Source organism: Streptomyces sp. NPDC007095 (assembly GCF_040634475.1).
Taxonomy (GTDB): Bacteria; Actinomycetota; Actinomycetes; order Streptomycetales; family Streptomycetaceae; genus Streptomyces.
Genome location: NZ_JBEYFS010000018.1, coordinates 25,663 through 47,188 on the forward strand (window position 1 = coordinate 25,663; position 21,526 = coordinate 47,188).

The 21,526-nt window shown below is 70.6% G+C and carries 21 protein-coding genes and 1 riboswitch; of the genes, 9 read left to right on the plus strand and 12 right to left on the minus strand.

What is annotated here, in order from left to right:
- The first annotated feature begins 8 nt into the window (after positions 1–8).
- From paaC to paaE, 3 genes are read left to right on the plus strand one after another with little or no spacing between them, the layout of a single operon-like run.
- Positions 9–836: a 1,2-phenylacetyl-CoA epoxidase subunit PaaC gene (gene paaC, locus ABZ656_RS08990; protein WP_360265982.1), complete on the plus strand. Its 828-nt coding sequence runs from the start codon at positions 9–11 to the stop codon at positions 834–836.
- Positions 830–1,384, plus strand: a complete 555-nt coding sequence (paaD, locus tag ABZ656_RS08995; RefSeq protein WP_360265985.1) for a 1,2-phenylacetyl-CoA epoxidase subunit PaaD — start codon at positions 830–832, stop codon at positions 1,382–1,384. Before paaC ends, paaD begins: the two co-directional genes overlap by 7 nt.
- Positions 1,384–2,502: a 1,2-phenylacetyl-CoA epoxidase subunit PaaE gene (gene paaE, locus ABZ656_RS09000; RefSeq protein ID WP_360265988.1), complete on the plus strand. Its 1,119-nt coding sequence runs from the start codon at positions 1,384–1,386 to the stop codon at positions 2,500–2,502. Before paaD ends, paaE begins: the two co-directional genes overlap by 1 nt.
- Positions 2,503–2,746: 244 nt before the next feature.
- Here the strand turns inward: paaE and ABZ656_RS09005 are convergent, their stop codons facing one another.
- The 4 genes from ABZ656_RS09005 to ABZ656_RS09020 form a co-directional block, all read right to left on the minus strand.
- A complete protein-coding gene (locus ABZ656_RS09005) occupies positions 2,747–4,102 on the minus strand; it encodes a hypothetical protein (protein WP_360265991.1) in 1,356 nt (451 codons plus the stop codon).
- Between the two features lie 495 nt (positions 4,103–4,597).
- Positions 4,598–4,846 (minus strand): PQQ-binding-like beta-propeller repeat protein, encoded by a 249-nt coding sequence (locus tag ABZ656_RS09010; protein WP_360265994.1) that lies wholly within the window; start codon positions 4,844–4,846, stop codon positions 4,598–4,600.
- 76 nt (positions 4,847–4,922) lie between these two features.
- Positions 4,923–5,162, minus strand: a complete 240-nt coding sequence (locus ABZ656_RS09015) for a hypothetical protein (RefSeq protein WP_360265997.1) — start codon at positions 5,160–5,162, stop codon at positions 4,923–4,925.
- A 201-nt stretch (positions 5,163–5,363) separates the two neighbouring features.
- Positions 5,364–5,498 carry a hypothetical protein gene (locus tag ABZ656_RS09020; RefSeq protein WP_268256109.1) on the minus strand — a complete coding sequence of 45 codons (135 nt, stop codon included), beginning with the start codon at positions 5,496–5,498 and terminating at the stop codon, positions 5,364–5,366.
- A 141-nt stretch (positions 5,499–5,639) separates the two neighbouring features.
- Between ABZ656_RS09020 and ABZ656_RS09025 the strand changes: the two genes are divergently transcribed.
- From ABZ656_RS09025 to ABZ656_RS09035, 3 genes are all read left to right on the plus strand, one after another.
- A complete protein-coding gene (locus ABZ656_RS09025) occupies positions 5,640–6,218 on the plus strand; it encodes a sigma-70 family RNA polymerase sigma factor (RefSeq protein WP_101402426.1) in 579 nt (192 codons plus the stop codon).
- A gap of 133 nt (positions 6,219–6,351) precedes the next feature.
- Positions 6,352–6,570, plus strand: a complete 219-nt coding sequence (locus tag ABZ656_RS09030) for a hypothetical protein (protein ID WP_101402425.1) — start codon at positions 6,352–6,354, stop codon at positions 6,568–6,570.
- A gap of 1,008 nt (positions 6,571–7,578) precedes the next feature.
- Positions 7,579–8,496 (plus strand): CAP domain-containing protein, encoded by a 918-nt coding sequence (locus ABZ656_RS09035; RefSeq protein ID WP_360266002.1) that lies wholly within the window; start codon positions 7,579–7,581, stop codon positions 8,494–8,496.
- Positions 8,497–8,519: 23 nt separating this feature from the next.
- Here ABZ656_RS09035 and ABZ656_RS09040 read toward each other — a convergent pair whose 3' ends face one another.
- Both ABZ656_RS09040 and ABZ656_RS09045 read right to left on the minus strand, forming a co-directional pair.
- Positions 8,520–9,761 (minus strand): PP2C family protein-serine/threonine phosphatase, encoded by a 1,242-nt coding sequence (locus ABZ656_RS09040; RefSeq protein WP_360266091.1) that lies wholly within the window; start codon positions 9,759–9,761, stop codon positions 8,520–8,522.
- A 224-nt stretch (positions 9,762–9,985) separates the two neighbouring features.
- Positions 9,986–10,744 (minus strand): IclR family transcriptional regulator, encoded by a 759-nt coding sequence (locus ABZ656_RS09045; protein ID WP_101402423.1) that lies wholly within the window; start codon positions 10,742–10,744, stop codon positions 9,986–9,988.
- Positions 10,745–10,949: 205 nt separating this feature from the next.
- On the opposite strand from ABZ656_RS09045, the gene ABZ656_RS09050 reads away from it, so the two are divergent.
- A complete protein-coding gene (locus ABZ656_RS09050; protein WP_360266006.1) occupies positions 10,950–13,379 on the plus strand; it encodes a SpoIIE family protein phosphatase in 2,430 nt (809 codons plus the stop codon).
- 54 nt (positions 13,380–13,433) lie between these two features.
- Here ABZ656_RS09050 and ABZ656_RS09055 read toward each other — a convergent pair whose 3' ends face one another.
- Positions 13,434–14,447 (minus strand): YafY family protein, encoded by a 1,014-nt coding sequence (locus ABZ656_RS09055; RefSeq protein WP_101402421.1) that lies wholly within the window; start codon positions 14,445–14,447, stop codon positions 13,434–13,436.
- A gap of 96 nt (positions 14,448–14,543) precedes the next feature.
- Between ABZ656_RS09055 and ABZ656_RS09060 the strand changes: the two genes are divergently transcribed.
- Positions 14,544–14,942, plus strand: a complete 399-nt coding sequence (locus tag ABZ656_RS09060) for a VOC family protein (protein ID WP_101402420.1) — start codon at positions 14,544–14,546, stop codon at positions 14,940–14,942.
- Between the two features lie 75 nt (positions 14,943–15,017).
- Here the strand turns inward: ABZ656_RS09060 and ABZ656_RS09065 are convergent, their stop codons facing one another.
- The 4 genes from ABZ656_RS09065 to ABZ656_RS09080 form a co-directional block, all read right to left on the minus strand.
- Complete coding sequence (locus ABZ656_RS09065; protein WP_360266010.1) at positions 15,018–15,920, minus strand: hypothetical protein; 903 nt, start codon at positions 15,918–15,920, stop codon at positions 15,018–15,020.
- 824 nt (positions 15,921–16,744) lie between these two features.
- Positions 16,745–17,497: a CbtA family protein gene (locus tag ABZ656_RS09070; protein WP_101402419.1), complete on the minus strand. Its 753-nt coding sequence runs from the start codon at positions 17,495–17,497 to the stop codon at positions 16,745–16,747.
- 23 nt (positions 17,498–17,520) lie between these two features.
- The gene (locus ABZ656_RS09075; protein ID WP_054232543.1) at positions 17,521–17,742 is read right to left on the minus strand and encodes a CbtB-domain containing protein; all 222 of its coding nucleotides are present in this window, start codon (positions 17,740–17,742) and stop codon (positions 17,521–17,523) included.
- Positions 17,743–17,776: 34 nt separating this feature from the next.
- A riboswitch (cobalamin riboswitch) is annotated at positions 17,777–17,925 on the minus strand.
- A 120-nt stretch (positions 17,926–18,045) separates the two neighbouring features.
- A complete protein-coding gene (locus tag ABZ656_RS09080) occupies positions 18,046–19,356 on the minus strand; it encodes an MFS transporter (RefSeq protein ID WP_360266015.1) in 1,311 nt (436 codons plus the stop codon).
- Positions 19,357–19,479: 123 nt separating this feature from the next.
- On the opposite strand from ABZ656_RS09080, the gene ABZ656_RS09085 reads away from it, so the two are divergent.
- Positions 19,480–20,412 carry a phytanoyl-CoA dioxygenase family protein gene (locus ABZ656_RS09085; protein ID WP_101402417.1) on the plus strand — a complete coding sequence of 311 codons (933 nt, stop codon included), beginning with the start codon at positions 19,480–19,482 and terminating at the stop codon, positions 20,410–20,412.
- On the opposite strand, the gene ABZ656_RS09090 is transcribed toward ABZ656_RS09085, so the two are convergent.
- Positions 20,399–21,517 (minus strand): hypothetical protein, encoded by a 1,119-nt coding sequence (locus ABZ656_RS09090; RefSeq protein WP_129592172.1) that lies wholly within the window; start codon positions 21,515–21,517, stop codon positions 20,399–20,401. The two genes, ABZ656_RS09085 and ABZ656_RS09090, sit on opposite strands and share 14 nt — an antisense overlap.
- Between the last annotated feature and the right edge of the window lie 9 nt (positions 21,518–21,526).

Here is a 21,526-nt window from a genome sequence, read left to right on the forward strand (position 1 = left end):
AGCAGGGCATGAGTGACGACCACGTCTACCTGACCCTCGCCGAGGGACACGAGGACGACACCCGCTGGGCGTACGGCACCGGCTTCGAGGACCCCCTGCACGGGGTCGACACCACCGTGCCGGACGGACTGGACGCCGGGGAGCTTGCGGCCTCCTGCGTCGCGCTCGCCGACGACGCGCTCGTGTGCGCCCAGCGACTGGCCGAGTGGACCACCCGTGCCCCCGAGCTGGAGGAGGAGGTGGCGCTCGCCAACATCGGCCTCGACCTGCTCGGCCAGGCCCGCCTGCTCTACGCACGCGCCGGCCAGGTGGACGGCACGGGCCGCGGCGAGGACGCGTACGCCTACTTCCGCGACGCCGACGACTTCCGCAACGTACGCCTGGCCGAACTCCCGAACGGGGACTTCGCGTTCTCGGTCGTGCGGCTCCTGGCACTGTCCAGCTGGCGGCTCGCGCACTTCGAGCGGCTCGCCGCGCACCCCGACCCGGTGCTCTCCGCCATCGCCGCGAAGGGCGTCAAGGAACTGGCCTACCACCGCCAGTACGCGGCCGAGTGGGCCGTGCGACTCGGCGACGGCACGGCGGAGTCCCACGGCAGGATGCGTACGGCCCTGGAGCGGGTCGCCCCGTACCTCGGCGAGTTGTTCACGGCCTACGACGTACGCGACGACGTCGTCGCCGTGCTGCGTCAGGTGACCGAGGCGGGCTCACTGCCCATGCCCGTGTACCGGCCGCTGCCCGGCTCCGGACGCACGGGCCAGCACACCGAGCATCTGGCGCCGCTGCTGGCCGAGTTGCAGAGCGTGGCCCGCGCCCATCCGGAGGCGACATGGTGACCGTACTGACCGACGTGCGACGGGCCCGGCACATCGCCGAACAGGTGCCCGACCCCGAACTGCCCATGCTCACCCTCGCCGACCTGGGTGTGCTGCGCGAGGTGTCGGTCTCCCCCGACGGCACGGTCGTCGCAAGCCTCACGCCGACCTACTCGGGCTGCCCGGCGATGGCGGAGATGCGCGCCCACGTGGCCGCGCGGCTTGCCGCCGCCGGGTACGAGCGCGTCGAGATCCGCACCGTCCTCGACCCGCCGTGGACCAGCGACTGGATCACCCCGGCGGGCCGCCGCAAGCTCACCGAACACGGAATCGCCCCGCCCGGCGCCGCACCTCGGCGCCCGGCCGGTCCGGTGCCGCTCGTGCTGACCTCCCCCACGCTCGGCTTCGCTCGCGCGGGGGAACCCCCGTCCCGGCGGGCCGCCGTGCCCTGCCCGCGCTGCGGCTCGGCGGACACGGAGGAGACGTCCCGCTTCGCCGCCACGTCCTGCAAGGCGCTCTGGCGCTGCCGCGCCTGCCTGGAACCGTTCGAGTACGTCAAGGAGATCTGATGGACGACCTGATGGAGTCGGCCGCCCCCGCCCCGGCGGTACGCCCGCGTACCCGCCGCCGGCCGGCCTTCCACTCCCTGCGGGTCGCCGCCGTGCAACCCCTGTGCGAGGACGCGGCCGCGGTCAGCTTCGACATCCCGGCGGAGCTGACCGAGGAGTTCGCCTTCGCCCCCGGGCAGTCGCTCACTCTGCGGCGCGAGATCGACGGCCGTGACGAGCGCCGCTCGTACTCCATCTGCTCTCCGGCCGGATCGGTGCCGCGCATCGGGGTGCGGGTGGTGCCGGGCGGCCTGTTCTCCTCATGGCTGGTGCGGGAGGTGCGCCCCGGAGACACGGTCGAGGTCATGGCCCCGACCGGCGCCTTCACACCCGACCTCACCGCCCCCGGCCATCATGTGCTGATCGCGGCGGGCTCCGGCATCACCCCCATGCTGTCCATCGCCGAGTCGGTCCTGGCCGCGGACTCCCGCTCGACGGTCACCCTCTTCTACGGCAACCGGCGCACCGGCACCGTGATGTTCGCCGACGAGCTGGCCGACCTGAAGGACCTCTACCCGGCCCGCTTCCAGCTCGCCCACGTCCTCTCCCGCGAACCCCGCGAGGCCGAGGTGCTCTCCGGCCGACTGGACGCCGAGCGGCTGTCGGCGCTCGTCGGCTCGCTGGTCGACGTGGCGGGCGCGGACCACTGGTGGCTGTGCGGCCCGCACGGCATGGTCCGCGACGCCCAGCAGGTGCTGGCCGGACTCGGCGTGCCGGGCGACCGGATCCACCAGGAGCTGTTCTACGCCGACGACGAGCCCGTGCGGGAGGTGCACCACCAGGACACGGCCACCGAGGGCCCGGTCAGCGAGGTCACCATCACGCTCGACGGCCGCTCCACGACCGCCGCCCTGCCCCGCGGTCGGAGCATCCTCGACGGCGCCCAGAAGACCCGCCCCGACCTGCCCTTCGCCTGCAAGGGCGGCGTGTGCGGCACCTGCCGGGCCCTGGTCACCGACGGCAAGGCCGACATGCGCCGCAACTTCGCCCTCGAACCCGCCGAGGTCGACGCGGGGTATGTCCTTACCTGCCAGTCGTTCCCGGTCACGGAGACGCTCGCCGTCGACTACGACAGCTGACGAGGTCGTCCGGCGGAAGCGGCCAGTGTGTGAACGGTCGGACCCTGGTGGTCGACACCGGCAGGACGACAGCGGCGCATGTGGCACTGCGGACGCCTCGGGTGTGAGCGCATCGCCCCAACTGGCCTGGCCGGTAGACGTTGCGCATCCGAACGATCCCGAGACGACCGAGCGGGCCGCGCTCGCACAGCCGGCACGACGACGATGGTGTGCGCGACGCCTACCTGCGTCAGAACCCGGGGTGTCAGAGTTCAGCGATTCCCGGCGGCTCCGTCGGCTCGGTCTCCGGCAGATCCACCGGACGGGCCTCCGGAACGCCCCACTCGGCCTGGCTGTCGCGCGTCGGGGCGCCATCCCACGTTTCATATTCGTACCGCGGAAGCTTGTCCGGGACGCTCCGGCGAGTCGCGGGCGGCGGTTGGACAGGTTCTTCACTGCTCCCTGGCCGGGGCGTGCCCGAACGCGGCGGCACGGAGCGGCGATCGCTGGACTCTGGTGCGGGCGGCGTCGGTTCACCGAGCGGCGGCATGAGAGGCTGCCCGCTCCGGGGGCGCGGCTCCGACGGCGGAAGCGTCACCGACCGCTGCGTCGGATCGGCCTCCGGCACGCGGGGCGTGGGCGGCGCCGTGTTCCCCGGGGCAACGGGGTTCTTCGGGAGGACGCCTCGCAGGGACCGGGGAGGCTGGGGACGGGACGGTGTCCTGGCGCGCGATGTCGACGGCGCCTGGGGCACCGGCCTTCGCGGCACGGGGGCTCCCGCGCCGCCGGGCTCCTCCGGCGCCGCCGTCGGCAGCGGGGGCCACGGCGATCCGCTGGTCCCGGCGGGCGAGGTGCTCGGCCGGGGCATGCGCTCCGGGTGGTCGGCCGACGGCTCGGGTGTGGGCCGAGGGGCTTCGGGGTGACCGGTGTCGGCCCTGTATCGGCGCAGCCTGCGCATGGGTCCGCGCCTGCGGAACAAGGGGCGCGATGCCGACGGGGGGTCCGGCTGCTGCGGGGTCACCTGTCCTGGACCGTCCAAAAGGGCGGCCGGGGACTCCACCGGTTCCGGTACAGCGACCGGCGACGCCGCCAACTCCTCCCCACTGACCACCAGTTGCTCCAGGAGGTTCGTCCACCGCGACGTTGCCACGGCCTCCGCGAGCATCCCCGTCAGATCGTCGATCAGCCCGACGACCGGCACCGAGATCGCGTACACGAGCAGTTTCCCGAACGCCCGCGCCCAGAGCTGCTCCGCGTCTCCGGTCAGCGCGCTGACGCAGGCAGCCTCGACGCCCGCCGGGCTGCCGGTCAGGGTTCGCTCCAGGGAGGCGGCGAAGAACAGCTCCGGCAGGTCGCGCTTCCTCCCCGGCCCCGCCGGGTTGCGCAGCTCGTCCAGCACCCCGACCACCGCGGCCCCCGCCTTGACCACCGCGTCGGGCGCCCACCGCTCCGGATCCCCGGACGGCGGCTGCACTTCGGGGAGGAACTCCGCCAACTCCCCGTACACTCCCGCCACTTCGTGTGCCAGCGCCGACACGTCCCCGCCCGGCGCGGGCGTGGCGCGGCGCACCGCGATCAGGCGCTTGCGGGCCCACCCGGCCATCACCGCGTACTTGTCCACCCCGAACCCCCCTCGTTCGTCCCGAATTCCCAGACTCCTCCCACCGGCCCGGTCGCGACAGAGCGCACGCCGGACGCGCCGAAACCTGTTGGCCGTGCGCCCCCTTAGCATCGGCGCACCACACGACCGCACGGAGCACGGACGCTCGGCACACCGCGTCCCCGACCCGCCGCGTCCACGCAGCAGTGACGTCCGGGGGGCAGCAGCCGCATCCGGCCGAGAACGGCAGCACGGAGGACCGGACAGAGCTGCCTGGCCGCGACTCCTGGAGCTTTTCCGGTTCTGCGCACGGCATCGAAACGGACTGTCGGCGCTGGCGCGGGTACTGACGATGCGCGGGGCTTGGTGCCCCAGTGGGCGACCGCCCACGCCAAGACCGCCCAGATCGCAGATGGCGCGGGCAATCGGCCGGTCGTGATCGGCATGCCCGTTTCGGCCGGCTCGCCAGCCGGTTCTGAGCCGCATCGCCGGCTCCGAGTGTTTCCTCCCTCGGGCTCACCGGCGAACTGAGCACTCCAGGATGCGGCCGTCGACGGTCCCGACGAGCAAGTGCCCTTGGGGCGCTACCGCGAGGGACAGTGCGGTGGTCGGTGCTCCGTCGACCTCGAGTTCGATGTGCCACTGCACCGAGCCGTTCACAGGGTCCAGTGCTGTCAGGGCTCCGGAGTTGTAGGCCACGTAGACCGTATCTTCGTCAGCATCGAGGGCCGTGGCGGGATGATCGGTTCGGTACTGCCACTGCACTGCGCCGTTCAGGGATCGCCGTACGATCTCTCGCCTTCCACCCCGTTCTTCCCCTGTTGGCCGTCGGCACGGGGCGCTACGGGTACCAGGACCTCACCAGATGCCGGCACCGCAATCCGTCCCGCTCATAGACACCGATCCGGTGCCCCGTCCATCTGGAGTCTGCGGTCCCACTGCCGTTCCACTGAACCGCCCCGAGGTCTCCGCCCACAGCGACCATCCGCGAGCGATCGTCGATGACGGCCAGAGCCGGCTCTCCGATTTCGGCGAAGGGCCCGTCGCCGAGCACGCGGCGGACGATCGGCACAGTGGTCATGCAGGGTCCCTCCCAGGGCGGCGCACCAACGACCACCGTCCCGGGCCGACGGCGGCAGCTCATGATTCCGTCGCGTGGCGACGCGCACCAATGGATTTCATCCGGGCAGCGGCGCTCGCCGCAACGCCTGCGCCCACCTGCCATCAGCAACGGCCTTCCACGCCATCTCAGCGAAGCGGACCTTGGGCGGGCCCGTCCGCTCTACTTCAAGAACGCCAAGAGCAGGGTCACGACGATGACGCCGATGCCGATTGCGGTGCCGAGTTCGGGATTGCGGTATGCGGCGTAGACGGCCAGCGCGCCGAGCGCCAGCGCAAGCGCGGTTCGAGTGTCCATACCTGTCAGGACGGCCGTGCTGCGGGAAATCTTGCGCCGCCAACGTCGCAACGGATGAAAGAAGTTGGCCCCTTGCGCGTCCTACTACCAACCAACCTCTGCGGGGTCCGTCCCCGCCTGAGTCCGGTGGAAGGACGGCCCATGGCAACCAACTCAGGAGGAGCGGGTCCCGCGCGGCCACGAGACCGGCTGTCCCGTGAACAGGAGGCGAAGCTGAGCGAAGTACTGAAGGAGGTCCATCCGCGGCTCCTGACGGTGGTGATGCGGATGACGCGTGACTACCACCTGGCCCACGACGTCACTCAGGAAGCCTGTCTCGCGGTGATCCAGGAATTCCGCAGGGGCACAGTGTTCAGGAAGCCGGTCATCGTGTTCGCGACCGTCGTGGCCCGCAACAAGTTCCTCTCGGAACTGGGACGGATGCGGGCACAGCTGGAACGGCCCTCGGACGAGCTCCCGGAGGGCGGCAGGCCGTGGCCGGACACCACAGCTCCCTACGACATCACCGCGGGCTTGGAATACCTCGAACTGCTGGCCGCGGTGAAGGCCGCGATCCGTGACGAGAGGCAGGCGACGGTCTGGGAACTGACCCACGTCTGGGGCCTGAAGGGCATCGAGATCGCAGCGTTGCTGAAGGTCTCGTCCGCGACCGTCTCCAGGGATCTGGAGAAGGCGGAGACCAAGGCCAAGCGCATATCCGAACCGCACGCAGAGCAGTAGCTCGCCTCTCGGGACCACGGTGGTCGCGAGAGGCGAAACCCGTGGTCCCGACTCGGGACCTACCGCTCCCGACACGAAGGGAGCGAGCTGCTTCCCACAGATGAAGGAACGGGACACGGAAAAGGGGATGCATATGGAGCACGAGAAGCGCTCCTCTCCTCACGAGAGGATGCTGGCCTACTTGCGGGAGGGAGAGCGGCTCGTCGAGGACTCTCCACACGGGGCACCCGGCTGGGACGTGGTGTATCGCGCGCTGTCGGATGCCGCAGACCAGGCCGAAGCAGGCGTCAGCGGGGACGAATCGGCGACACGGGACGAGACCGGACTGCACATCGGCTCGATCGTCTGGTGACGGGCCGCCGATGAAGCCTCCCAGCACACGCCTCAGCCCACAGCCGAGCCGAACAGGCAGCACCTCGGTCACGGTGCTGTTCACCTCTGCCCGCCTGTCGGGCACGTTCAGCAAGACCGCATGCAGCTGTACGGACGGCACGGGGGCCCGCCCGTAGAGCTGGATCTGCACCGCCTCGGGGGGCTGGGCAGGTCATTCACCATCGGTGTGCCCTCCCGCCAGGCATCTGTGCCTGGCGGGAGGGCACACCGCATCATCCGGTGCCATGGACGAAAGCCGCCGGCCGGGAACACGCCCTGGGCGCCGGCATCCGGCCCGGCTGTCACTCACCCATCGCGCTCGGGCGGCGTTATTGATCAGCACGCCTCCGAACACACCACCATGTACTTGATCGCGGAGGACTGCTTGCACTTCACCGCGTCACACCACCCGGAGTCGTACGGGGTGATGGTCTGCGCGCTGAGGTCCTTGCACCAGGCGTGGCAGGCAGCGTCAGTGACCAGGTGCCGTCGGCGGCGGTGACCGTGACCCTCAGCCCGGGCGCGCCCTGGTTGTTGCCGAGGGTGAACTTCCCGACGCCCCTACCGGGAATGGTTGCGGCAGCTCGGCGTGACATCCATCACGCCGTCTTCCCCCATCAACGTGGTGCGGTAGTACATGGCGCCCGGGCGATATAGGCAGACTTGCCACCCGGAAACAGACATACGGATCGAATGCTCCTCCGGCATGTTCCAGCCGTGGCGACGTCGCACCTCCCGCCAAGCGCATGGCGCTTTCTGACGGTACGTCAGGTCCGGTCGCGCCCGGGTCAGCCGGGTCGGCACACCCGTGCGCCCGATTCAAGGGCGTTCGGGACCTACGAGGCCGGGTAGTAGTGGCGCTCGTTGCCGCTTACTCACCCAGGTTTTAACAATGGCGGCCCCAAAGGGCGTCACCACAGCTCAGGCACAGTGTCCGTGCGGAGCCGGCCCACCGGTGGCGCCCCCGCGACGACCGAGCGAGGCCCGCATGAGCAAGCACCGCAGGAAGACGCGCCACCGGCAGATCACCATCGCTGCCGTCGTGCTCAGCGCGCTGGCAGTACCGACCGCCGCCATGGCGTGTATGAACGGCCGGAGCGTCGCGGACGCCAGGTCCTCCAGTCAGTGGCAGGGCTGGAAGAACTGGCAGCACTGGCAGAACGCGTCCCTGCAGGAGCGGTGGAAGGGCGGCCACTGGACCCCGCAGCCCCAGGAGCCGGCCTCGCAGGTCACCACCGCCCCCGCCGCACCCGAGGCGCCCGCCTCCACGACTCCCGCCACACCGGAGGCGCCCGCTTCGACGGCACCGTCGGCGCCCGAGGCACCCGTCTGGACGGCACCCTCCGCACCCGAGGCACCCGCCTCGACTGCGCCCGCCACACCCAAGGCACCCGCCTCGACTGCGCCCGCCACACCCAAGGCACCCGCCTCGACTGCGCCCACACCCAAGGCACCCGCCTCGACTGCGCCCACACCCAAGGCCACCGCCAGCGCGTCCCCGGGCACCGCGGGCACGACGGCCCCGGCATCCGCCGCCGTGGCCCGTGTCCTGGCCCTGGCCAACAGTGAGCGCGGCAAGGTCGGCTGCTCCCCGCTGACCCTGAACGCGAAGCTCGCGAAGGCCGCCCAGGATCACAGCGCGGACATGGCGAGCCACCAGAACATGTCGCACACGGGCTCCGACGGTTCGGATCCGGGCCAACGCATCACGGCTGCCGGCTACAGCTGGAGTGCGTACGGCGAGAACGTCGCGTTCGGATACTCCACCCCCGAGGAGGTCATGGCGGGCTGGATGTCCAGTCCCGGCCACAAGCGCAACATCCTGGACTGCGGTTTCAAGGAGATCGGCATAGGCCTCGCACAGCCCGGCAGCTACTGGACGCAGGACTTCGGCACGGCCCGCTGACCTGCGCCTCGTGGCGTCCTTCGTCAGCTTCCTCCGCTGCCGCCGCACGGCGTGAAGGAGCTGAGCTGAACACCCGGGTCCGCCGTTTCGCCGACCCGCTCGGCGAACCGGATTCGGCTGCCCAGGGACGGAACGGAGCCGGAGCGGCCGTCGCGCCCGGCCTCGGACGCCGGTTCGGAGACGGCCGGGTAGGGAACGGCCGGATAAGGAACGGCCGGGTAAGGAGCGGCCGGGTCGGCAACCACCTGGTCGGGAACCGCCGGCTTGTGGAGCAGGAGCAGCGCCGCGTCGTCGTGCAGTCGGCCGCCCACATGCGCCAGCAGTTCGTCGTGGAGTGCGGTGAGGGTGCGCGACGGCTCGTCGCACAGGTGGCGCGCCAGTCCCTCGGCGAGCGGGTAGAACTCACGGTGGTCGTTGCGGGCCTCGGTGACCCCGTCGGTGTAGAGCAGCAGCTGATCCCCGTCTGCGAAGGGCAGCACCTGGAGGCTGGGAGTCTCGCCCGTGAGAGCGCTCAGCCCGAGCGGCGGGGCGGGATGGGTGGGATCCACCGGCACGACCCCTCCGGACGCACGCACCAGCAGCGGCGGCGCGTGTCCGCAGTTCACCACCTCCAGATGCCCTGCCCGCGGGTATCCGGCCACCACTGCGGTGACGAAGTCGTCGGTACCGAGGTTGCGCGCCAGGCTCCGCTCGATCCTGGCGACGACGGCGAGGAGGTCGGGCTCGTCGTAGGCGGCCTCCTGGAAGACACCCAGGACGAGTGCGGCGGTGCTCACGGCCGGCAGCCCCTTGCCGCGCACATCCCCGACGATCAGCCTGACGCCGTACGGAGTGGGCAGCAGCGCGTAGAGATCCCCGCCGATACGGGCCTCCGCCGCCGCCGCGCTGTAGCGGACGGCCACCTGAAACGGCCCGACGGTCGCCGGTACCGGCCTGAGCAGTGCGTGCTGGGCGGCCTCCGCGACCGAGCGGACGGCCGCGAGCACCCGCTCACGACGCCCCCGCAGCGCGCCGGACAGGCCACTCGCGAGAGTGACGGCCGCCAGCGCGGACAGCACGGCCACCAGTTCGCGGCCCGGCACACCGTCCCGTATCCCGAGCGCGGCACCCAGCACCGCGGCAAGGAGTCCGACGCACAAGACCCCGCGCGGCCCGCTGGTGGTGGCGGCCAGCGCGGGGCCGGCCGCGAGCAGGGAGAGCCAGATCATGCCTGCTCCGCCGAAGAGGTCGACGAGCACGACGGCGAGAACGATCAGCACGGACAGTACGGGCGTACCGGAGGCAAGGTGTGCGGCGGCACGTGTCCGGGCCGATGCCCCGGGACCGGCCACGCGATTCCTGAGCGGCCCTGTCGGCCAGGGGGCGCCACCATGGTCTCGGGCCTGACTCATGTTTCGTCCGCAGTCCTCACCGTGCGCCGCCCGCACTCCGGAAATGTCTGTTTCATCCAGGAAACGGGTTCGACTCGGACGCGGCAAGAACAGGGATTTCAGATAGTGAGCGACAGGCTCCTGGTCACACGGTTCGCGGTCGGGACCAGCCGCTCCAGAACGTCCTCCAGCTGGGAGAGCCGGTTCGCCGGCAGCGAGACACCGAGCGAGCCGAGCGTCTCCCCGCTGTACACCGGCACCGCGACACACACCGTGCCCAGCGCGTACTCCTCCAGATCCGTGACGGCCGGAGCCATCGGCGAGGAGTCCAGCCGCCGCAACAGCTCCAAAGGACTCGTAATGGTCCGCGGCGTGAGATCCGCCAGGGAGTGCCGCGAGAGGTACTCCTCGCGCGACTCGTCGTCCAGCTCCCGCAGCACACACTTGCCCAGCGCGGTCGCGTGCCCCGAGTCCTCGAACCCCACCCACAGATCCACCCGCGGCGTCCGGGGACCGTCCACGATCTCCGCGACCCGGATCTCGCCCTCCTCGTAGAAGGTGAGATACGCGGCAGCCGCCAGCTCGTCCCGCAACGCCGCCAGCGTGGGACGCACCCGCCCCAGCAGCGCCTGCCCACGCCCCGAGCTGTGCAGCGACTGCACCTTGTCCCCCAGCACGAACCCCCCGTCGTCCAGCTTCCGCACATACCCGTCATGCACCATCGTCCGCAGCAGGTGATAGGCCGTGGCCAGGGGCAGCCCCGTCTCCCGCGCCAGCTGCTTCGCCTGCACGCCGTTCTCGTGCGCGCCCACCGCCTCCAGCAGACGAAACGCCCGCTGCACGGACGTGATCAGCGTGGGGCCGTCACGAACACCCATACGACCAGCGTGCGCCGGACACGCCGCACGAGCAAGGCGGCAACGCCCCACCCGACTCCGCGCACGGATCCGGCGTGCGGCCAGGTGCCCTGGCTTGAGCGCGGAACGGCGCCGCGGGAGGCTTGAGACGACGCCCGCGATGTGCGCCTGGTTTCCTCCGGGCGCTCCCCGGGCTCCGCCGAGGCGAGGACGAGGGTAAGAACCCATGGATAGCGAGCACGTCGCGTCCGGAGGCAAGGTGCCGGCGCCCGTACCGGAGGACTCCGCGGTCGTGGTAGATGCCCGGGGGTCGGTCATGGTGTGGAGTGCGGGAGCCACCCAGCTGCTCGGCTACGAACCCGAACAGATCGTGGGCCGCCGGGCCACCGAACTGCTCGCCGCCGACCTGCCCGCCTCCGCGCGGCGCCACATCGCCGAGGGGCGTCAGTGGGCCACGGAGGTGGCCCTTCGGCACCGGGAGGGGGGTCGCGTCGTGGTCCGACTGCGGGGAGCACCGCTGATGGACGCGGCGCGCCGGAGGCTCTGGCTCGTGACCGGCGCGGCGCTGACGAACCCTGCCGGACCGTCCGACCCGAATGCGGCCGCGATGTGGGGGCGCACGCTGGCACAGCTCCCGCTGCCGGTGGCGGTCTACGACCTCGAGGCGCGGCTCGTGGCCGCCAACGAGGTCATGACGCGGGTGATGGGCAGGACCGAGGAGGAGATGCGGGGCCTGACGCTGTGGGAGATCGAGCCGAGCTGGCCCTTCGACGAGTACGACAGCCTCCAGCGGGAGGTGCTGCGCACCGGTGAGATGATCTTCCATGAGCAGCACGGCCAGGCTCCCGGCGAGACCCGAGAGCATGCGTGGTCGATGTTCTTGTCGCCGCTGAAGGACGAGGACGGCAGGGTGCAGGGGCTGTCGGCGGCCGTGTTCGACACCACCGAGCAGTACTGGGCCCGACAGCGCCTGGCCGTGCTCAACGACGCGAGCCTCCGCATCGGCAGCACCTTGGATGTGGCCCGAACGGCCGAGGAACTGGCCGAGGTGGCCGTGACCGGGTTCGCGGACTTCGTCACCGTGGACCTGCTGGAGTCCGTGGCGCAGGGCGAGGAGCCCCAGTCGGTGCCGCCCGGCGAGCCGGTCACGGTCCGCCGCACCGCGCAGCGATCGGTGCTGAAGGGCTGCCCGGAGTCGGTGGTCGCCTCGGGCGGCACGACGCTCTACCCGGCGGATTCGCTGCCGGTGCTGGCGCTGGTCAGCGGCCGGGGCACCCGGCACCGGTCGGACGATCCGGCGCTGCGGGCATGGGTCGAATCCTCCCCGGCCCGCGCCGAGACCGTGGGCAAGTACCTGATCCACTCGGTGATGATGGTCCCGCTGCGGGCCCGGGGCCTGACGCTGGGCATGGTGCACTTCCTGCGGCACCGGACGCCGGAGTCCTTCGGCCAGGACGACCTTCTGCTCGCGGAGGAGATCGTCGCCAGGGCGGCGGTGAGCGTGGACAACGCCCGCCGCTACACCCGCGAACGCCGCACTGCGCTGGCACTCCAGCGCAGTCTGCTGCCTGAGCGACCACCGGCTCTCACGGCGGTGGACGTCGCCTGCCGCTATCTCCCGGCCGGTTCCGGAGCGGACATCGGAGGGGACTGGCTCGACGTGATCCAGCTGTCCGGCGCGCGGGTCGCCCTGGTCGTGGGCGATGTGGTGGGCCATGGCATTCAGGCCTCGGCCACGATGGGTCGCCTGCGGACCGCCGTACGGACTCTCGCGGACGTCGACCTCGCCCCCGACGAGTTGCTCACCCAGCTCGACGACCTCGTCATCAGGCTCGACCGGGAGGAGGGTCCGGAGGCGCGCGGACGTGCGGAGGAAACGTCGGGGGAGGTCGGGGCCACCTGTTTGTACGCCGTGTACGACCCGGCGTCCCGCCGCTGCACCCTGGCCCGTGCCGGGCACCCGCCGCCCGCCCTGGTCACCGCGGACGGCACCGTGCGGTTTCTGGACCTGCCCGCCGGGCCGCCGCTCGGCCTCGGCGGCCTGCCCTACGAGTCCGCCGAGGTGGAGCTCGGCGAGGGAAGTCTGCTCGCTCTCTACACCGACGGCCTGGTCGAGGCCGCCGACCGGGACATCGGCGTCGGGCTCGGACTGCTGCGCAGGGCGCTCAGCAGTCCGGCCGACACGCTGGAGGAGACCTGTGACCTGGTGCTGAGGACCGTGCTGAGCGGCCGTCCCGCCGACGACATCGTCCTGCTCCTGGCCCGTACCTCCGCGCTCGGCGCCCGGCGGATGCGGACCTGGCACCTGCCGCGGGACCCCGCGGCCGTCGCCGGGGCCCGTAAGGTGGCGGGCGAGCAGGTGGCCGCGTGGGGGCTGGGCGAAACCGCGTTCGCCACCGAACTGATCGTCAGCGAACTGGTCACCAACGCCATCCGCTACGGCGAGGCGCCGATCCAGCTACGCCTCATCCGTGACTCCACGCTCATCTGCGAGGTGTCCGACGGCAGCAGCACCGCCCCGCACATGCGCCGAGCCCGGGTCTTCGACGAGGGCGGTCGCGGGCTGCTGCTGGTTGCCCAGGTCGCCGAGCGCTGGGGCAGTCGCCAGACCCCCGCCGGCAAGACCATCTGGGCCGAACAGCCACTGCCCGCCTGACACCAGGACGCCCCCGCGCCGGCACCGGCGCCGACCGTGGCGGTCGTGGCGGGCTCACGGCACCGGTCGTACGTCGGGCGGACGCCGCCGGGCGGAGTTCACGAGCCGGTCGGCGAGCGTGACGACGAGATCGCGGAGCTCGTCCGGTCGCTCGATGACGAAGGGCCGATCGAGCGACGCGAGCACCGGAGGCAGCCAGTCGAGCCGTTCCACACGCAACCTGACACGCGACCAGCGCTCGGAATCACCGTCCTCGCGGCCCGTCGGCGGCGGCTCCTCGACGATCGCGACGCTTGCCGGCAGCCGGACGCGGATCTGCTCGGCCGTCCCCCGGATCCACAGGATCACTTCGTGCCGGTACGGCGCCTCGGCGAATCCCGACAGAACGCGCTGCGCCGGATCGAGCCCCGCGGGCGGCTCGAAGGAGCCGGGCAGGGACCTCGCGTCCGCGATGCGGTCGAGCCGGAACGTGCGGTCCTCGCCGCTCTCGGGCTCCGCACCGGTCACGTACCACCGACCCGAGTGGACGACGAGCCCGTACGGGTGCACGGTGCGGACGCTGTGCCGGCCGTCTCCGGCGGTGTACCGGATCGAGACCGGCCGGCGATGGCGGATCGCGTCGGCCACCGAGAGCAGGACCGCGCTCTCCGGTGCGGCTGTCTCGTCGGGCGGAGCGGTGAAGGCGAGGGAGTCGAGCACGGCGTCGAGCCTTCGGGCGAGGCGCTTGGGCAGGACCCGCCGGATCTTGGCCGTGGCCGTCTCATGGGCGGTGCCCGCGGTCGTCGGCAGTCCGACTCGGCGACCGGCGATCAGGCCGAGCAGCACGGCCAGCGCTTCGTCGTCGCCGAGCATGAGCGGAGGCATGCGGTGGCCGGGGGCGAGCCGGTACCCGCCGTAGCGGCCGCGCACCGATTCGACCGGCACGTCGAGGTCGACCAGGTGGTCCACGTAGCGCCGCACGGTGCGTTCGTCGACTTCGAGCCGCTCGGCGAGTTCGGCAGCCGTCCTGATGCCGCCCGACTGCAGGAGCTCCAGCAGGGTGAGCACGCGAGCGGTGGGCCTGGGCATGCTCAGAAGTATCCCCGCAATACCGGGCGGAATGTGTCCGCTATCCCTCCTAGCCTCCGTGAGTACGAATCCCACCGAACTCACCGGGAGATCACCGTGAACTTCGTCTCGATCCGTGTCATCACGGGCGATGTCGCACGCCTCGTCGGCTTCTACGAACGTGCTACCGGCACGCGGGCGAGCTGGTCCCACCAGGACTTCGCCGAGCTCAGGACGGCGTCAGCCACTCTGGCGATCGCCGGCATCCGCACCGTGCCGCTGTTCGCGCCTGACGCCGCCCGTCCCTCCGACAACCGTTCCGTGATCATCGAGTTCCTCGTCGACGACGTGGACGGCGTGTACGAGAACCTGACCGGCTTCGTGGAGGACTTCGTCAACAAGCCCACCACCATGCCTTGGGGCAACCGTTCGCTGCTGTTCCGCGACCCCGACGGCAACCTCGTCAACTTCTTCACCCCGGTCAGCCCGGACGCCGTCAGGAAGTTCCCTTCCTGACGGCGCGGAGGCGGAGCTGTCGGGCTGAGCTGTCAGGGCTGAGCTACGCCAGGAAGGTGACCCCTCGTGCCGTGGTCATGAGCGGCGTGCGCGACGGGAGGCGTACACCGCCCCGGCGCCGAGGGCGACCACCAGGGCCGCGCCGCCCGCGATGGTGCCGACCGGCGCGCTCGCACCCGTCTCCGCCAGCGGCGGCCCGCTGTCGCTGGGCGACGGCTTGGGGGTGGCGGGCGGCGTCGACTCCAGCGGGGGCACGTCCGGCGTCGTGGGAGGCGTGGTGGAGGGCTTGGGGCTGGTCGGAGGCGGGGTCGTCTCCTCGGCGGGAGGCTTTCCGCCCGCGGGAGTCGTGGGCGTGACCGGGGTGGCGGGAGTGGTCGGGGTCGACTCCGACGGCGTCGGGGTGGGCGAGTCCGACGGGCCGGGGGTGCACGGCTGTTCGCCTCCGTTCCACGCCGCTATGAGGTGGTAGGGGGTGACGACGTTGTCGGGCTCGTAGGGCACGGGGCCGTGTCCCTCCCCCGTCTTGCCGTCGTAGGTGATGTCGTCGCCGTACAGGTCGATCTGGCCGTAACAGTCCGGCGCCTTCACGGTCAGCTTCTGCCAGGTCCGCTTCGCGTCGTCCGTACCGGCGACGTCGTCGGCGCTGAGGTAGACCGTCGCCTTGTCGACCAGGCTCTGATGCCCGGAGACGTACCAGTTCGGCCCCTCGGTGGTGTATTCGGCGAGGGATACCGGGTACTTGCAGCCCTCCCCGACGGTCTGGCCCGGGGCCAGCCGGACCTGGACGCTGCCGGGAACGGTGTCCCAGAGATGGAACCCGCCCTGCGAGGTCCAGTCGGCACCCACGACGTTTCCGTCCGCGCCGACGATGCGGTACTGGACCGTGGCGGACTCGCACGCCCCGGCGGTCGTGGCACTGGCCACCCCTGCGCCGAGCACGGGCACGGCGGCGGATGCGAATGCGGTTGCGGCGAGCACAGCCAGAGTTCTGGAGTGTTGCGAACGCGACAAGATGAGCCTCTGTGAAATCGAAAGTGTGGGAGGTGATTGCGCGCGAGTGACCGACGCGGACGGCAGAACTGGATGACCCGATGCAAGAACCGGCGCACGGACCGACGGAAGAACCGACGGAAGAACCGACGGAAGGCATGCCGCCCAAGCCACTCGTGTCGCTTCGCTCACTTCAGACGCGGCGAAGCGAGCTGGATTCTTCCAAGTCTTAACAACTCCCGTCAATCCTTCACCGGCTGCGCACTTCCTCCACCGAACGCGCGTCGGCCGTACGGGACTTACGAGACCAGGTCCCGGTGACGGACGAAGCAGTTCAGCTATCGCGCAGCGCAGGCAGCCGACGTCCGCATCCGTATGCATATCCGCATCCGGCGGCGTGGCTTTGTCGGCGGGGCATGACGGCGAGCACACCGTCGGCGTCCTCCCGGCCTGCTCGCGGCAGTCCGCCGGGGCCCCGACCAGAGTCTCCAGGTCCTGGAGGAGCTGTGCGGTCCGCTTCGCCTCATGGGCGAGCAAGCGCACCCGAGCGCTCTGACCACCGATCTGCCGCCGGCCGGCGATCAGCTGCTCGCACTCCGCCACCGTGAGGCGGCCGCCTCACGACCGCCGAGGGTGATGCGGCGCGGCCGGGGTCGTCTGGCCACTCGGTTCCTCCGCTCCTCGCCCGGGTGGTGCCCGCCCCGTCGCTCGGTTCCGTGAGTCAGGTCCGTGATCCGCCGGCGTCGATGCCCGGAAAACGCGAGAGGGCCCCCGGATGGTTCCGTGGGCCCTCACTCGGGTGTCGGGTCATGTCAGCTGGGGACGGCGACCCGTCGGCTCGCGGCGGCCGTCACCGGCTTGGGATTCAGCAACCGCTCGGCCAACTCGCCGAAGACCAGGCCGAATCCGCCCCACAGGACGGTCTGGATGGCCAGCGCGGAGAGACGGAACCGCCACAGCAGAGTGGCGGGGAAGTCCTTCGGCACCTCGTTGACGACCGGCAGGAACGCGTACGCCAGACCGATCACGACGGCGAAGGCGGCCACCGCGGCGACGGTGGCGTACCAGGTGCCGATCCTCGGTGCCAGCCGCCTGCCCAGGATGGTGGCGGCGATCGCGAGGAGCACGCTGAGCACCATCATCAGGAAGTACAGGGTGGTCCGCTTGCCGATGGTGTCGGGGTTGCCGACCGACGGCGGGTTGGCCGGGTACTTCAGGAACGGCACGACGTACACGGCCAGCAGCGCGCAGCCGGACAGCAGCAGTGCGGTCGCCCGCGGGCTGAAGCGGCCGACGCGGCCGAGCGCGAAGGAGAAGGCGAGCGCGGCGATTCCGCCGAAGGCGACGCCGTAGACCAGAACGCCGGTGGCGAGACCGGCGGTGGACTGCAGGGAGCGGGAGACCATCTCCATCTCGTGCTCGTGGGAGTGGGCTTCCTCGAAGCTGATCGCGCTGTCGACGTTCGGCTCACCGAGGAAGTAGGCGGCAACCAGGGCGAGCAGGCCGGCACCGAGGCCGGCGAGCATGCCCCGCACGAGGAGATTTCTTACCGTCGCGGAGTTCATGGGAGTGCCGGGGTTCCCCTCGGTCAGTGGCAGGGGAAGCCGAGAAGGTGGCGGGCGTCGTGCACCCACTCGTGGACGTCCGAGCCGGAGACGACGGAGGTGGCGCCCTGTTCGGCACCGACGAAGTACAGCAGGACGAGCATCAGGATGCCGAAGAAGACCGCCCACGGAGCTATCGCCTTGAGCGGCAGCTTGGCGGGAACGACGGGGGTGGTGGTTGTCGGCTGGGCGACGGTCTGCGCCATGGCAGGACCTCCTCGGGAGTTCGCGTCCCATCTCGGTGGTGCACTGGACGACGGCTACGGGTCTGACTCACGAGAGGTCCCAGCGGGCTGGAGCCTCTCGTTCACAGTGGCGCGACCGTGCCGGTTTCCCACCGGCTTCCGTCTTGCCGTCATCGATATCGCACCGACCGTACCGCGTGTCGGGTGCGGGGCCAAGACCGCGCCACCTGGCGTGATCTTCCTCTCGCGCCAGGTGGCCGATCCCGGGTGAACAGCGGGTCAGCGGTGGCGGAACCCAGTTGAGTTCGGGCCCCGGCCCCGCTCTCAGACCGAGGGGGACCGGTCCGCGTCCTGGGACTCGGGCGTGTCCGTCGTACGACCGAGCTTCTGTGCCTCCTCCAGCGTGCGAGCGCCGCGGAGGGGGGAGAACGTGAGCCAGAAGGAGACGACGAGGTAGGAGACCCCGACGGCCCACAGGGCCGTGCCGGGTGACAGGGCGTCGGCCAGGGCACCGCCGACGACGGCTCCCAGGGGCAGCGTGCCCAGGGCGACGAGGCGGTAGCTCGCGGTCACCGCACCGATCTGGTGCTCCGGCGGAATGGCCTGCCGCAGGCTGACGGCGAACACGTTGAACAGCGCGACACCGAAGCCGTTCACCACCATGGCGACCGACGCGAGCACGGCGACGTACCCGCCTGCCCGGCTGACGGCGGGTACGAGCAGCAGACCCACCGCGGCCAGCACCGCACCCAGGGCCAGCACACCGCCGACGGCCCACCGTTGGGTGAGCCGGGTGGCGCAGAGCGAACCGATCAGGGCCCCCACACTGCCGATGCCGGTGATCACGCCCACCGTGGTGCCGCTCATGTCGAGATCACGGACGGCGAACACCAGGAAGACGGTCAGAAAGGCCTTCTCGTGCAGGTTCGACAGGCCGGCCTGAACGCACAGGTCCCGGATCGGTCGCAGGGACCATGTGTAGCGGAGCCCGGAGCCGATCGCCTTCAGCGCCGACTCACGAGGCTGTTCAGGGGCCCTGACGCCCCGCAACAGCAGACCGCTCACGGCGGCACCGGCGGAGCACGCGGCGGCCACCGTCAGGGTCGGCGACACCCCCAACTGGCCGACCAGGAAGCCGGCCGCGGCGGGACCGGCGAGGGTGCTGACCGAATACGTCGCCTGGTGCAGGCCGTTGGCCGCGGCGATGGAGTTCAGCGGCAGGAGCCTGGGCAGCGTGGACTGGTAGGCGACTTCATAGAAGACGGTGGCGACACCGATCACGGCGGCGGCGGTGACAAGTTGGCCGAAGTTCAGCCCGTCGGCCGCCTGGAACGCGGCGAGCACCGCCAGCGCCGCGCCCTGCGCGACACTCGCGGTGACGAGGGTGCGGCGCGGCGGGTACCGGTCGACCATGACGCCCGCGACCAGCGAGAGCACCACGACGGGGACGAACTGCACCGCCGACACGAGTCCCACTCCCGTGCCGTCGGCATGGAGGTGGGTGACCGCGATCAAGGGTAGGAGAAAACTGGTCAGCTGTCCGCCGAAATGTGCCGAGGTTTCTCCCAGCCAGATGTTGCGGAAGTCTTTGTTGTCCGCGATCAGGATTCGGATATCCCTGTCGAATATGGCCACCGCAACCCCCGGTCAAGTCTTCATGAAAAAAATCACGATAACGCTAGCATGGCGCACTGCGGTCCGCTACCGTGCAAGTCGATGTCGCTGTTGCACCCCCTTTACGGTAACAGGAGTCGCGGAATGTACGACCATTCAGGACTTACCGCCGAGGAAGTCGAACTGCTCCCCTCCGAGGAAGATGTCCGGCTTTATTCGGAGCGTGGCTGGTATTTGTCCGAGAAGCTGCTCACCGACGCCGAAGTGGACACCCTGACCGAGGCGAGCGAGCACTATTACGCTGGTCAGCGCGGTCGGGTACTTCCGACGCGGCCGGACCGGCTGGCCGACTGGACCCCCGCCGACGGAGAAGTCCAGCGCAACAACGACTACATTCACTACCAGGACGAAACCATGGGGAAAATCTTACGGAAGCCCATCATCGGGGCGGTGGCCGCCCGCTTGGCACAGACGCCTGGAATACGCGTTTTCCAGGCCACGCTGATCTACAAGCCGCCCATCGCCGAGGAGAAGTCGAACATTGTCTCCTGGCACTTCGACAAGTATTTCTGGCCCACCTGCTCGTCGGACGAAATGCTCACCGCTTTCATTCCGTTCCACGACTGCACCGAGGAGTCGGGCACGATCACCATGGTGAACGGAAGCCACCGCTGGCAGCATCGCCACGGCGCCGCCCGACCGGTCGGTGATCCTCGGGACGTGGGGCGCGACTATCTCCTGACCGGTGACGCGGAGCGAAACGGCGCCGTGGTCGAGAAGGTCCCGGTGCACATTCCCAAGGGACACATGACCTTCCACCACTGCCTCCTCTACCACGGCAGCGGCGCCAACCGCAGTCCGCGGCCGCGCCGGGCCATCTCGTTCCATCTCCAGGACGGGACGAACGCCTACCGCGACCACACCCTGTCCGACGGCCGGCAGGAGCCCTACAAACACGACTTCCTGGTCCGCAGGACTCCCGCCGGTCAACCGGACTACTCCGACCCGGAGTTCTGCCCGGTGCTGTGGCCCGTCCGCGAGCCCGGCGGCCCGGAGGCCTCCCTCACAGGGGAGTGACGCGGGTCAGGTCCCACTCCTCCTCGCTCATACCGGCGCCCGCCTCCGCACGCACCGCGTCGGCGAGAGCCTGGTCCGCCACCGTGTCCCGTCGCAGTCCGGCGGGCGCGGTGGCCGGCAGGGGAACGACGGCCGCCCACAGGGGGTGCAGCGAAGCCCCCCGGTGAACCTTCGCCTTCAGGGCGGAAGGCCCGAGGTGGAGCGTGGTCATCGCGTTGCGTTCCATGTGGTGGAGCGGTTCGTAGTACACGGCGTTGAAGTACTCGTAGGCGTTCCGCGTCCGCCCGTAGTCGAAGCCGGCCACCCGGGCGTAGAAGGTGTCCCGCCAGGCGAAGCACAGGCTGGCGCCGACCAGTTCCCCCTTCTCGTCGACACAGCGGAACACCGTGCTCAGGTCGTCCAGGCAGTTTGCCTGCACGGTGAGGAACGTGTGGATCTCCGCGAGGTCGAGGGAGGCGTTGTACCGGTCCATGGTCTGGCCGATCAGTGGCGCGAACTCGTCGACGCACGCGGACAGCGGGGCCGTCTCCACGTGCAGCCCGGAGTCCGTGAAGCGCCGGATCTCGTACTCACGCTTGCGGACGTTGCGGCCGAGCAGCTGGCGATAGGACTCGAAGGTGCCGCCGTCGTTGTGCACCACGGCCTCGGCGGCCCGCAGCTGCGCCCGCACCCCGAACCGGCCCGCGAGCAACCGCAGGCTGTCGGTGGTGAGGAAGTCGAAGAGCAGCGCGTCGCAGCCGAGCGTCGCGGCCCTCTCGGCGGCACCGGCGACCAGGGCGTCGAGTGCCTCCCCTGCCGTACCGGGATCCTTCGGCAGCAGGAACTCGTTGTGGTAGCCCGTACGGGTACCGAACCTGAGCGCTGTATGGCCCTCGGCCACGTCCGGCAGGGGCGGCGCGTTCTCCGACGGGAAGTCGTAGTACGGCGTCCCGGCGAGGAGTTGGCCGTCGGCCTCGACCGTGAGGTAACCCGGGGTGGCGAACTCGGGCCGCTCCTGACCGCGCAGCCAGGCGTGGCTCTGGTAGAAGCAACTGCCCGGCGCGAGCGCGTCCCAGGCCTCCCGGTCGATGTCGTCGATCGTCTCCAAATGCCTCACATCAGGCATGTGCCTTCC

Coding starts and splice junctions, on each gene's coding strand:
- paaC (WP_360265982.1), top strand. CDS start 9: ATGAGTGACGACCACGTCTACCTGACCCTCGCCGAGGGACACGAGGAC.
- paaD (WP_360265985.1), top strand. CDS start 830: ATGGTGACCGTACTGACCGACGTGCGACGGGCCCGGCACATCGCCGAA.
- paaE (WP_360265988.1), top strand. CDS start 1,384: ATGGACGACCTGATGGAGTCGGCCGCCCCCGCCCCGGCGGTACGCCCG.
- ABZ656_RS09015 (WP_360265997.1), bottom strand. CDS start 5,162: ATGACCACTGTGCCGATCGTCCGCCGCGTGCTCGGCGACGGGCCCTTC.
- ABZ656_RS09020 (WP_268256109.1), bottom strand. CDS start 5,498: ATGGACACTCGAACCGCGCTTGCGCTGGCGCTCGGCGCGCTGGCCGTC.
- ABZ656_RS09025 (WP_101402426.1), top strand. CDS start 5,640: ATGGCAACCAACTCAGGAGGAGCGGGTCCCGCGCGGCCACGAGACCGG.
- ABZ656_RS09030 (WP_101402425.1), top strand. CDS start 6,352: ATGGAGCACGAGAAGCGCTCCTCTCCTCACGAGAGGATGCTGGCCTAC.
- ABZ656_RS09035 (WP_360266002.1), top strand. CDS start 7,579: ATGAGCAAGCACCGCAGGAAGACGCGCCACCGGCAGATCACCATCGCT.
- ABZ656_RS09045 (WP_101402423.1), bottom strand. CDS start 10,744: ATGGGTGTTCGTGACGGCCCCACGCTGATCACGTCCGTGCAGCGGGCG.
- ABZ656_RS09050 (WP_360266006.1), top strand. CDS start 10,950: ATGGATAGCGAGCACGTCGCGTCCGGAGGCAAGGTGCCGGCGCCCGTA.
- ABZ656_RS09055 (WP_101402421.1), bottom strand. CDS start 14,447: ATGCCCAGGCCCACCGCTCGCGTGCTCACCCTGCTGGAGCTCCTGCAG.
- ABZ656_RS09070 (WP_101402419.1), bottom strand. CDS start 17,497: ATGAACTCCGCGACGGTAAGAAATCTCCTCGTGCGGGGCATGCTCGCC.
- ABZ656_RS09075 (WP_054232543.1), bottom strand. CDS start 17,742: ATGGCGCAGACCGTCGCCCAGCCGACAACCACCACCCCCGTCGTTCCC.
- ABZ656_RS09085 (WP_101402417.1), top strand. CDS start 19,480: ATGTACGACCATTCAGGACTTACCGCCGAGGAAGTCGAACTGCTCCCC.
- ABZ656_RS09090 (WP_129592172.1), bottom strand. CDS start 21,517: ATGCCTGATGTGAGGCATTTGGAGACGATCGACGACATCGACCGGGAG.